Annotated in this window: 11 protein-coding genes and 1 pseudogene; 4 read left to right on the top strand and 8 right to left on the bottom strand. The window is 72.3% G+C overall.

All coding sequences use genetic code 11. The features are described from left to right. Positions 1–175: 175 nt before the first annotated feature. The 7 genes from ABZ281_RS20490 to ABZ281_RS20460 form a co-directional block, all read right to left on the bottom strand. Complete coding sequence (locus tag ABZ281_RS20490; protein WP_356657407.1) at positions 176–1,156, bottom strand: hypothetical protein; 981 nt, start codon at positions 1,154–1,156, stop codon at positions 176–178. A gap of 117 nt (positions 1,157–1,273) precedes the next feature. Next, positions 1,274–2,521 (bottom strand): HD domain-containing protein, encoded by a 1,248-nt coding sequence (locus ABZ281_RS20485; RefSeq protein WP_356657403.1) that lies wholly within the window; start codon positions 2,519–2,521, stop codon positions 1,274–1,276. Beyond that, a complete protein-coding gene (locus tag ABZ281_RS20480; protein ID WP_356657401.1) occupies positions 2,518–3,855 on the bottom strand; it encodes an HD-GYP domain-containing protein in 1,338 nt (445 codons plus the stop codon). Before ABZ281_RS20480 ends, ABZ281_RS20485 begins: the two co-directional genes overlap by 4 nt. 154 nt (positions 3,856–4,009) lie before the next feature. After that, positions 4,010–4,321, bottom strand: coding sequence for a mycothiol system anti-sigma-R factor (rsrA, locus tag ABZ281_RS20475; protein ID WP_356657400.1), 312 nt, complete (start codon positions 4,319–4,321; stop codon positions 4,010–4,012). Continuing rightward, complete coding sequence (gene sigR, locus ABZ281_RS20470; RefSeq protein WP_333934068.1) at positions 4,318–5,004, bottom strand: RNA polymerase sigma factor SigR; 687 nt, start codon at positions 5,002–5,004, stop codon at positions 4,318–4,320. The genes rsrA and sigR overlap by 4 nt, the downstream gene beginning before the upstream one ends. A gap of 256 nt (positions 5,005–5,260) precedes the next feature. Then, positions 5,261–5,908, bottom strand: coding sequence for an alpha/beta family hydrolase (locus ABZ281_RS20465; RefSeq protein WP_356657405.1), 648 nt, complete (start codon positions 5,906–5,908; stop codon positions 5,261–5,263). 10 nt (positions 5,909–5,918) lie between these two features. Next, complete coding sequence (locus ABZ281_RS20460) at positions 5,919–6,734, bottom strand: SOS response-associated peptidase (RefSeq protein WP_356657398.1); 816 nt, start codon at positions 6,732–6,734, stop codon at positions 5,919–5,921. A gap of 103 nt (positions 6,735–6,837) precedes the next feature. On the opposite strand from ABZ281_RS20460, the gene ABZ281_RS20455 reads away from it, so the two are divergent. The 4 genes from ABZ281_RS20455 (at position 6,838) to ABZ281_RS20440 (ending at position 10,477) form a co-directional block, all read left to right on the top strand. Next, positions 6,838–7,560: a M50 family metallopeptidase gene (locus ABZ281_RS20455; RefSeq protein ID WP_356657396.1), complete on the top strand. Its 723-nt coding sequence runs from the start codon at positions 6,838–6,840 to the stop codon at positions 7,558–7,560. Positions 7,561–7,670: 110 nt separating this feature from the next. Continuing rightward, positions 7,671–8,987, top strand: a complete 1,317-nt coding sequence (gene aroA / locus ABZ281_RS20450; protein ID WP_356657394.1) for a 3-phosphoshikimate 1-carboxyvinyltransferase — start codon at positions 7,671–7,673, stop codon at positions 8,985–8,987. Between the two features lie 17 nt (positions 8,988–9,004). Beyond that, positions 9,005–10,015 (top strand): ribosome small subunit-dependent GTPase A, encoded by a 1,011-nt coding sequence (gene rsgA, locus ABZ281_RS20445; protein WP_356657392.1) that lies wholly within the window; start codon positions 9,005–9,007, stop codon positions 10,013–10,015. A gap of 138 nt (positions 10,016–10,153) precedes the next feature. Further along, the gene (locus ABZ281_RS20440; protein WP_356657390.1) at positions 10,154–10,477 is read left to right on the top strand and encodes a multidrug efflux SMR transporter; all 324 of its coding nucleotides are present in this window, start codon (positions 10,154–10,156) and stop codon (positions 10,475–10,477) included. Positions 10,478–10,484: 7 nt separating this feature from the next. Here ABZ281_RS20440 and ABZ281_RS20435 read toward each other — a convergent pair. Next, a pseudogene (locus ABZ281_RS20435) lies at positions 10,485–10,681 on the bottom strand (TetR/AcrR family transcriptional regulator); the annotation flags it as partial.

Below are 10,681 nucleotides of genomic sequence, written 5' to 3'. Positions count from 1 at the left end.
TTGAGGAGCGGCGTCCGGTGCGTGCTCTCGGCGTGCCGGCCGGAAGCCCTCGTACTGGACGTACTCGGGGTTTCGGCCGGTGCGGCGAGTGGGGGCACCCCCTGCCCGAGCGGAGTCGAGAGCGTGGGCGAGCGTGCCGGGCGTCGTGACGGGGCGAACGTTGCCTGTCGCGGCACTAGCACACCTCTTCCAGATCCCGCCAGTCACGAGAATCCGGACTGTCCGCCACCCACCCGTCCAGCAACCCCCGGACCAGCGCAGCCGGCGCAGCCAGCCCGCACTCCCGCTCGGGAACCCACAGCTGCCCGTCCGTCCGGTGCCCCAGTGGCCCGGGGTGCCCCGGCTCACTGTGATCGTGCGGATCGAGATGTTCCCCGTCGCCCTCGTCCGACGGCATCCGGGACTCCGAGCACATCCGGCACAGCAACCGCACCGACGAGGACCAGTCCTCCGCGGCGAACCCTGCGTCCCCGGCCAGCTGCTCCAGCGCGTCCCGGTCCGCCTCCGTCGCCGCCTCCAGCAGCACCACCCAGGTCGGCACGGGCGACGGCGCCCACAGCTCGATCTCGTCGAACACCGGGTACGTGTGCCCGGCGGCGATCGTGCGCTCCCCGTGCGGCACCCCGTCGTGCAGGACGACCTCGCCCCAGCGTCGCCCCGACGACGGCAGCGGGATGGACAGCACCTCGATCCGCGCGGGATCCAGCCGCCGCCCCCACACGACCTCGGCCTCCCCCTCCGGGGACAGCCGTACGGCCGCGCTGCCGAGGTCCATGCCGAGGGGTTCACCGGGGTCGTTGGCCGGCCCTGGCACCCGCAGCCCGTAGGCCTGCCAGGCACGGCGGGCCAGCGGCCAGTCCTGGAGCGCGGTCGCGGCGATGCCGACGTTCCACCAGTCGGGCGCGCCGGTGTCCCGGTCGAGCAGCGCCACGGCCCTGAGTCCGGCCGCCCGCGCCTGCTCCCAGTCGTGCCGGAACTTGTGCAGCAGCGCGAGGTTGAACCAGGACTCGGAAAGCCAGGGCTCCAGATCGGCGGCACGTGTCAACAGTGCGCCCGCGTCCTCGTACCGGCCGTCGCCGATGAGGGTGAACGCCCGGTCCGTGGCCTGCCGCCAGGAGGCGGAGGGCCGGTGCCGTCCCTTGCCGAAGATCCTCACGATTCCCGCCTGCCAGTTCCGTGCGGTGGGCTGGCCGTAGCTGTGTTTCGAGCCCCCGGACACCTTCTCCTTCGCATCCAACCACGTACGGCCTCGAGGGCGCTCATTACCCATGGGTTACCCAGCCACGGGCAGGGTCAGACTGCTCCTTGCCAGTACGCGGGCCAGTGATTCCACCACCTCCGGGGCGTACGTCCCGGAGGTGGCGAGCCGGAGTTCCTCCAACGCCGTCAGCAGCCCGCCGGGCCCTCCTTCCCGGGACTTCTCCTCGTACGCGTTCACGGCCCGGACGATTCGCGCGGCGAGCGGCTGCTCGGCGTAGGGGTCGGCCTGCCGCTCCACGACCACGGCCACCGCCTCGTCGACGCCCGTCTGCCGTACGACGGCTCCGCCGAGCAGGGCGATCCGCCGCTGTTCCGCGGCGGGCAGCGCGGCGGTGGCGCCCGCGGGCACCGGGTCGACGAGGCTCAGCTGGCCGATGTCGTGCATGAGCGCGGCGTACTCCAGCACGGCGAGCTCGGGCTCGGTCAGCCCCAGGTCGCGCCCCACCGCCTTGCTGACGGCGGCCACGCGCCGGGCGTGGCCGCAGGGGGTGTATCCGGCGACCTCGGTGGCCCGGGCGAGGGAGGCGATGGTCTGCCGGTAGGTCGCCCGGACGGCGGCGTACCGGCGGAACGCCATCTGGGCGAGCAGCAGCGGAACGGAGAAGACGGGCAGCGCCCACAGCCCCACCACGGCGACCGCCAGCGCCATCACCGCACCGGTGGCGATGACGGCGGACCCGATGCCGCATACGGCCCGCAGCTCGTCCCTCAGCACCGGCCCGAAGGGCCAGCCGGTGCGGGTGTGGGCCAGGGCGGCGGCGAGCACCGCGTCGCACAGCGCGGTCAGGGACAGCAGCGCGAGGAGCAGCAGGGCGTAGGCGGGACCGCCCCAGTCGTCGAACATGCCCCGGTTGTAGGGGGGCTGGAAGCACAAGGAGACGAATCCGACGGTGAGCACCCGGCGCGCCAGGTGGTCGAGGGTGGGCCCCTGCCCGCGTGCGACGTGCGGGACGCTGCCGAGCAGCGAGGCGGCCAGCACGACGGCGACGACCTGGCCCGGGCCGTGGTGGGTGGCCCGGCCGCCCGCCTCTCCGAGCAGGGCGTAGGCCAGGGCCGCGGCGGCCCCGAGGGGTGCCGGCTCCCGGACCCGGGCGCGGTGGCGCCGGGTGAGCTCTCCGACGGTGACGAGGACCCCGAAGGCGAGGGCGACCCGGCGTTCCTCGAGGCCGTGGTGAAGGGTGACGCCGAGGGAGCCGGCTGCGAAGAGGGCGGCACAGGCGTGGACGAGGGTGAGGAGCGGGGGCGGCCGGTACGCGCTCATCGGTGTGCTCCCGGACGGCCGGCCAGGCGGGTGCCGGGCGGGGGCACCCGGGGCGGGCGGGTCTCCTCGTCGTCGGCGGTCACGGCGGGGTGCCATCCCGTGCGCCCGACGGCCTCGACGAGCGCCGCGACCATCACCGGATCGAACTGGCTGCCCGCGCACCGCTCCAGCTCCGCCAGGGCCACGGAGACGGGCCGGGCCCTGCTGTAGCTGCGGGTGGAGGTCATGGCGTCGAAGGCGTCCGCGACCGCCACGACCCGGGCGGACTCGGGGATCTGACGGCCCACCAGCCCGTAGGGGTAGCCGCTGCCGTCGAGCCGCTCGTGGTGGTGCAGTACGGCGGCGCGGGCCTCGCCGAGGAAACCGATGCCGCGCACCATCTCGTGCCCGTACTCGGGGTGCAGCTCGATCACCCGCCGTTCCTCGGGTGTCAGCGGCCCGTCCTTCCTGAGCAGCCGGGTGGGCACGCCCAGCTTGCCCACGTCGTGCAGGATCCCGGCGAAGCGGAGCACCTCCACGCGCTCGTCGGCCATGCCCAGCTCACGTGCGATCATCATGGAGGCCTGCCCGACGCGCTCGCTGTGCCCGCGGGTGTACCCGTCCTTGATGTCGACGGCCTGCACCAGCGCCCGGATGGTCGCCTGATGGGCGGCGCGTTCCCGGTGGTACTGCGCGAACGCCCACCATGAGACGCACATGGGCAGCAGTACGAGCAGCGCGGAGACGGGTCCGTAGGGGCTGCGCCACAGGACGGCCATCATCAGACCGGCGAGGCCGTGCACGGCGATCGGCGCGAGCGAGCGGGCCACCAGGCCGCGCCAGGCCCGCCGCACCGGCACCCGTTCCGCGACGGCCAGGATGCCGCCGTCGAGTAGCGCGAGCACCAGACAGAACGCCAGCACGGCTGCTCCGGTCGGCCCGAGGGCGTACGGGACGTCGCCCGCCTCCACCGCGTCCCGCCCGCCGAGCAGCCGGTGCACCTCGGCAGCGGCCCACACCCCGAGGACGAGCTGGGCGGCCCGCCAGACGCGCCGCAGCGCCACGGGCCGCTGACCGACTTGCGAGAGCAGCGCGCCGGGCACGACCACCAGCGCCGCCGCGGGTGCCGGCAGCAGGAAGGCACCGGCGAGCAGTACGGGGTAGAAGGTCCCGGCCGGGTGGGAGATCCCCACGAACCGGGACCGGGCCACGCGCTCGCAGCCCGCGTACAGCGCTGCGAGCAGCGCGACCGCCCACCAGGGCGTGCGGACGCCCGGCAGCGGCAGCAGGCAGAGCAGCGCGGCGATGGCGACACAGGCGATGTAGACACGTGCCCGCGCCGGTACCGCTTTCATGAGCCCCTCCCCCGGCCATGTCCGTCAGGCACCGGAGCCTAGGACGGCGGCAGGGGGTCCGCGGGTCGACTACCCGCGGATTAGCACGTTCGAGTGACGTGTTCGAGGGTGACTACCCCTGCAGAAGCGGGGTAGTTGAAAAAGTGCAGGAGTGTCAGGACTCCTGAGGCGTGGCGGACGAGGCCGTGACGTCCTGATCGGGGACGGCCTGGCCGGAGCGGATCAGGTCGATCCGCCCCATGACCTTGTCCCGCAGGTCGCCCGGCACGTCGTCGTGCCCGCAGCAGCGCTTGACGAGCTTCTTCACGGCCTGCTCGAGCCCGTACTTCTCGAGGCAGGGCGAGCACTCCTCGAAGTGGTGCTCGAACTTCACGCAGTCCGAGTCCGGCATCTCACGGTCGAGGAACTCGTAGAGATGATCGAGGATTTCGCTGCAATCCGTCTCGTGCGGCTCTCCGCAGCTCATGACCCCGAGCCTTTCGCTTCGTTCGACTCTCCGGCACCGGCCGGGACCATCCCGCGGTCACGGGCGTAATCCTCCAGCATGCCGCGCAGCTGACGGCGGCCCCGGTGCAACCGGGACATCACCGTTCCGATGGGTGTCCCCATGATGTCGGCGATCTCCTTGTAGGCAAACCCCTCGACGTCCGCGAGATAGACGGCGATGCGGAACTCCTCGGGGATCGCCTGGAGCGCCTCCTTCACGTCCGAGTCGGGCAGGTGGTCGAGCGCCTGCGACTCCGCGGAGCGCAAGCCCGTCGACATGTGCGACTCGGCACGGGCGAGCTGCCAGTCCTCGATCTCCTCGGCCGCGGAGCGCTGAGGTTCGCGCTGCTTCTTGCGGTACGAGTTGATGAAGGTGTTGGTGAGGATCCGGTACAGCCACGCCTTGAGGTTGGTGCCCTCCCGGAACTGGTGGAAGGACGCGTACGCCTTGGCGTACGTCTCCTGCACCAGGTCCTCGGCGTCGGCCGGGTTGCGCGTCATGCGCAGTGCGGCCGAGTACATCTGGTCGAGGAACTCGAGCGCGTCCCGCTCGAAGCGCGCGCTGCGCTCGGTCGCGGTCTCCGTGCTCGTGCCGCCCTGGCCCTCGGGCTGCTCCGCCTGGCCGTTGTCGGTCCCTGCGTCGGTCCCTGTGACCGGACCCACCTCCTCGAGTGTTCTCGTGAGACCGAGACCGGTCTCACCCGAATCGGAGGATAGACGACGATCCGGTCCGCCCGCCGCCCGAATAGGGGCGGTCCTGGCCGCGTGCAGCACCGTCCAGTCCAGGTCGGCGCGGCTGCTGCGGGTCGGGCAGATGGTCGAACCCATGCGGCGGACTCCCTCTCCTAAGACATCGGCGCTGGTCTCCAGCACGTACGTCCCGCACAACAGTGACCGCCGCCCCGTCATTCCCGAAGCTTTACCCGAGTGACCCGGTCCACCCCACGACGGCGTCCGTGATGACCGCCACGGCCTCGTCCGGCGAGATGTCTGCACGTTTGGGCACAGCGAAGCCGTGATCCCCGTACGGGACCTCCACGAGCGCGTACGTCCCCTCGGGGAACTCCGCCGGCTTCCCGAACGGGTCGTTGCCGCCCTGCACGACCAGGGTGGGCACCCCGGAGCCCAGCAGCTCGTCGGCGCGGGACTTCTCCGGCTTGCCCGGCGGGTGGAGCGGGAAGCTGAGCGCGAGCACGGCGCGGGCGCCCAGCTCGGTCGCGGTGCGGCAGGCCACCCGGGCCCCGGCGCTGCGCCCGCCGGAGATCACCGGCAGTCCGGACTTCGCCAGCGCGGGCCAGATGCCGCGCCAGCCGGCGTCCAGGGTCTTCGGGGCGGGGGCGAGCTTCTTCCCGGCCACCCGCCAGGGCTGCTCCACCCGGGCGACGGTCACCCCGTGGGCGGGCAGGACCTCGGCCAGGGCCGTCAGGTCGCGGGCCTCGATGCCGCCGCCCGCGCCGTGGCTCACGGCGAGGACCAGCCGGGCCTTCTTCGCCGCGTGCCAGGTGATGCGGGCGGTTCCGGCGTCGGTCTCGACGGTCTCGGTGGTCGTCCCGGCCGTCTTCGTCACATGCGTCACGTCAGAAGAGTGTGCCCTCTTCGGGCCCCTCCAGCTCCTTCAGCAGCTCCGGCCCGTTGTTGCGGACGTTGCTGACGGCCGTGGCGACCGGGTAGGCCCGCATCAGCCCGGCGGGCGGCGGGGCGAGCAGCTCGCGCAGGTCGTCGGCGTCCGTGCGGGACGGGTCCAGCCAGTCGTCCCAGCGGTCGGGCGTCAGCATCAGCGGCATCCGGGGGTGGATCTCGGCGAGCGCCCGCGGCCCGTCCGCCGGGGACACCGCGAGCGGGCTCTGCTCGGCCTCCGTGGTGATGACCGAGCAGGTGACCCACCAGGCCTGCGGGTGGTCGTCGGGCAGCGTCTTGTCGCGCCAGAACTCGTACAGCCCGGCCATCGCGAAGACCGACCCGTCGGCCGGGGTCACGAAGTACGGCTGCTTGCGGGGCCGCTTCTTCTTGCCCTCGACCTCCAGCTCGCGCTCCTGGGTGCCGGTGACCCACTCGTAGTAGCCGTCGGCGGGCAGGATGCAGCGCCGGGAGGTGAAGGCGCGACGGAAGGACGGCTTCTCGTGAACGGTCTCCGCGCGAGCGTTGATCATCCGGGCACCGCCCTCGGGGGTCTTCGACCAGGACGGGACGAGTCCCCACTTCAGCGTGCGCAGCTGCCGAACCGGCCGCGGGTCGTCCGCGTCTTTCAGGGGGCGGTCCAGAACGGCGTAGACCTCTTTGGTGGGTGCCACGTTGTAGTCCGGCTCGAGGATCTCCTCCGGCTCCCACTTCTCGATCTCAAAGATTCCTGCGAGATCCTCTGGCCTACGACTCGCTGAATACCGTCCGCACATACGTGCCACACTGCCAGGCCCACCCGTCGCCCGACCACCACCCCTCAACGACGGCGCCGCGCGCCGCCCCCATTGGATCGCCCACAGGGAGCCAAAGCCTTACATGGACAGCACCGCAACCGCCTCGCTCGCCTCCCTCTGGGACGAGGTGTCCGGCACGCAGCCCGACCCCGACCTGTGGGTGGTGGTCGCGACCCTGGGCGCCGCGCTCGCCGTGGTGATCCCGCACGGCCTGTGGCGCATCTCCCGCAACGCCATCACCATCGCCCACGAGGGCGGCCACGGGCTCGTGGCTCTGCTGACCGGCCGCACCCTCACCGGCATACGCCTGCACTCGGACACCAGTGGCCTGACCGTCAGCCGCGGCAAGCCGTACGGCATCGGCATGATCCTGACCGCCGCCGCGGGCTACACCGCCCCGCCCCTGCTGGGCCTCGGCGGCGCGGCCCTGCTGGGCGGCGGCCGCATCACCCTCCTGCTGTGGCTGGCCACGGCCCTGCTGCTGACCATGCTCGTGATGATCCGCAACGCCTACGGCGCCCTGACGATGCTCGTCACCGGCGGTCTGTTCGTGCTGGTGTCCTGGCTGGCCGGTCCCCAGGTCCAGGCGGCGTTCGCGTATGCGGTGGTGTGGTTCCTGCTGATCGGCGGAGTCCGCCCGGCCTTCGAACTCCAGGCGAAGCGGGCGAGGGGCGGGGCGGGCGACTCGGACGCCGACCAGCTGTCCCGGCTGACGCACGTACCGGCGGGGCTGTGGTTCTTCCTCTTCCACGCGGTGTCGCTGTGCTCGCTGATCGGCGGAGGGCGCTGGCTGCTGGAGATGTGACGGCCGGCCCGAGGGGCGCGCGGTCACCGCCGTGTGCGGCTTCACCACGCGGGCGCGACCGGCCCCCACTGCGCCGCACTCGCAAGACGGCCTGCTTATAAAGTGGGGCCATGGCCCCGAACACCGCAGACACCGCCCTCTGGCCCGCCCCGCACGCGAGCGGATCCGTCGACGCGACGGTCCACGTGCCCGGGTCCAAGTCGGTCACCAACCGTGCCCTGGTCCTCGCCTCCCTCGCGTCCGAGCCCGGCTGGCTGCGCCGGCCCCTGCGCTCCCGGGACACCCTGCTGATGGCCGGGGCGCTGCGCGCGATGGGCATCGAGATCGAGGAGGGCGTGGGCCCTGACGGCACCGGTGAGGCCTGGCGGGTGATCCCCTCGGGCCTGCGCGGCCCGGCCACGGTCGACGTCGGAAACGCCGGCACGGTGATGCGGTTCCTGCCGCCGGTCTCCGCGCTCGCCGACGGCCCCGTCCGGTTCGACGGCGACCCCCGCTCCTATGAGCGCCCGCTGAACGGCGTCATCGACGCGCTGCGTCAGCTCGGCGCCCGGATCGACGACGACGGCCGCGGCGCCCTGCCGATGACCGTGCACGGCAACGGGGCCCTCGAGGGCGGCACGGTCGCCATCGACGCCTCTTCCTCGTCCCAGTTCGTGAGCGCCCTGCTGCTGTCCGGCCCGCGCTTCAACCAGGGCGTCGAGGTCCGCCACACCGGCACCACCCTGCCCTCCATGCCGCACATCCGCATGACCGTCGACATGCTGCGCGCGGTCGGCGCCCAGGTGGACACGCCCGAGTCGGGCGGCGAGCCGAACGTGTGGCGGGTCTCGCCGGGCGCCCTGCTGGGCCGGGACCTGGTCGTCGAGCCGGACCTGTCCAACGCCCAGCCGTTCCTCGCGGCGGCACTGGTGACCGGCGGCAAGGTCGTCGTCCCGGACTGGCCCTCCCGCACCACGCAGCCCGGTGACCGGCTGCGCGAGATCTTCACCGAGATGGGCGGCTCCTGCGAACTGACCGAGTACGGGCTGGTGTTCACCGGCTCCGGCGCGGTGCACGGCATCGACGTCGACCTGGGCGAGGTCGGCGAGCTGACGCCGGGCATCGCGGCGGTCGCGGCCCTCGCGGACTCCCCGTCGACCCTGCGCGGCGTGGCGCACCTGCGGCTGCACGAGACGGACCGGCTGGCCGCGCTGACCAAGGAGATCAACGAACTCGGCGGTGACGTCACGGAGACCGCCGACGGTCTGCACATCCGCCCCCGCCGGCTGCACGACGGGATCTTCCACACCTACGACGACCACCGCATGGCCACGGCCGGCGCGATCATCGGGCTCGCGGTGGAGGGCGTGCAGATCGAGAACGTGGCGACGACGGCCAAGACCCTGCCCGACTTCCCCGATCTGTGGACCGGGATGCTCGGGGCGTAGGACGCAGGGATCACGTCATGCGCCGCTACGGCAAGCACACCGACGAGGACGACATCCGCAGCCGTCCGGGCCGCCGGAACACCCGGCCCCGGACGAACATCCGCCCCAAGCACGAGGACGCCGCCGAGGGTCTGGTCCTCACCGTCGACCGGGGCCGTCTGACCTGCCTCGTCGAGGACCGTGTGGTCCTGGCGATGAAGGCCCGCGAACTGGGCCGCAAGGCGGCGGTGGTCGGCGACCGCGTGGCCCTCGTCGGTGACCTGACGGGCAAGAAGGACACGCTGGCGAGGATCGTGCGCATCGCGGAGCGCACATCCGTGCTGCGTCGCACGGCGGACGACGACGATCCGTTCGAGCGGGTGGTCGTGGCCAACGCCGACCAGCTGGCCGTCGTCACCGCCCTGGCCGACCCGGAGCCCCGCCCCCGGCTGATCGACCGCTGTCTGGTCGCCGCCTACGACGGTGGCCTGGATCCGCTGCTGGTGCTGACCAAGTCGGACCTCGCCCCGCCCGAGAAGCTGCTGGAGCTGTACGGCGACCTCGACATCCCCTACGTCGTCACCAGCCGCGCGGAGCTGGAGAGCGGGGTCGCCCTCGCCCGGGTGCGGGAGCAGCTCGACGGCAAGATCACCGCGTTCGTCGGCCACTCCGGAGTCGGCAAGACGACCCTGGTGAACGCGCTGGTGCCCGTGGAACGGCGGCGTACGACGGGCCATGTGAACGCGGTGACGGGCCGCGGCCGGCACACCACCACCTCGGCGCTGGCGCTGCCGCTCTCGGGCGACGACGGCTGGGTGATCGACACCCCGGGCCTGCGGTCCTTCGGGCTCAACCACGTGGATCCCTCCCGGGTCATCCACGCCTTCCCCGAGCTGGAGCCGGGCACCGAGGGCTGCCCGCGCGCGTGCAGCCACGACGAGCCGGACTGCGCGCTGGACGCCTGGGTGGCCGAGGGGCACGCGGATCCGGCGCGGCTGTACTCGCTGCGCCGGCTGCTGGCCGCGCGTGAGCGCAAGGAAGGCGACTGACCTCCGCGTTGTTTGTCCCGGCGTGCGGACGGTAAGTGCATAATCGCACCCAAGCCGGATGCAAGCCTGGCCATGGCCCGACGAGCGCGACGGAACTGACGAAGCGGTCACTGAACGTGGGAAACGGGAGGACGACTCATGGCGTGGCTGCTGGTCATCGTGGCCGGGTTGCTCGAGACCGGCTTCGCGGTGTGTCTGAAGCTGTCGCACGGCTTCACCCGGCTGTGGCCGACGGTCGCGTTCTGCATCTTCGCCCTCGGCAGCTTCGGCTTGCTGACCCTGGCGCTGAGACGGCTCGACGTGGGTCCCGCGTACGCGGTGTGGACCGGCATCGGGGCAGCGGGAACGGCCATCTACGGCATGGTGTTCCTGGGCGACCTGGTGTCCACACTGAAGATCGTGTCGATCAGTTTCGTCGTCATCGGTGTGATCGGGCTGCAGTTGTCGGGGTCGGCACACTGACTTTCCGTCACCCGGCCTGCCTCTGTAGCGCGTTGCGGACCAGACCGGCGACGCCGCCCTCGCCGGGTGGCGCGGTCACGCACGACAGGGCCAGCCGGACGGCGAGTTCGCAGGAGCGGGCCAGGGCGCAGGAGTCGGACTTGGGTGTGCCGGGGACGGCCAGGAGGCCGACGGCCCGGTCGCGGACGAGGGCGACGAAGTCGC

Origin of the sequence: Streptomyces sp. NPDC006265 (genome assembly GCF_040613555.1) — a bacterium.
Classification (GTDB): Bacteria; Actinomycetota; Actinomycetes; order Streptomycetales; family Streptomycetaceae; genus Streptomyces.
The sequence above is the reverse complement of the archived record's forward strand: the minus strand, read 5'-3'. Positions and strand labels throughout refer to the sequence as shown.

Coding starts and splice junctions, on each gene's coding strand:
- ABZ281_RS20485 (WP_356657403.1), bottom strand. CDS start 2,521: ATGAGCGCGTACCGGCCGCCCCCGCTCCTCACCCTCGTCCACGCCTGT.
- ABZ281_RS20480 (WP_356657401.1), bottom strand. CDS start 3,855: ATGAAAGCGGTACCGGCGCGGGCACGTGTCTACATCGCCTGTGTCGCC.
- rsrA (WP_356657400.1), bottom strand. CDS start 4,321: ATGAGCTGCGGAGAGCCGCACGAGACGGATTGCAGCGAAATCCTCGAT.
- ABZ281_RS20460 (WP_356657398.1), bottom strand. CDS start 6,734: ATGTGCGGACGGTATTCAGCGAGTCGTAGGCCAGAGGATCTCGCAGGA.
- ABZ281_RS20455 (WP_356657396.1), top strand. CDS start 6,838: ATGGACAGCACCGCAACCGCCTCGCTCGCCTCCCTCTGGGACGAGGTG.
- aroA (WP_356657394.1), top strand. CDS start 7,671: ATGGCCCCGAACACCGCAGACACCGCCCTCTGGCCCGCCCCGCACGCG.
- rsgA (WP_356657392.1), top strand. CDS start 9,005: ATGCGCCGCTACGGCAAGCACACCGACGAGGACGACATCCGCAGCCGT.
- ABZ281_RS20440 (WP_356657390.1), top strand. CDS start 10,154: ATGGCGTGGCTGCTGGTCATCGTGGCCGGGTTGCTCGAGACCGGCTTC.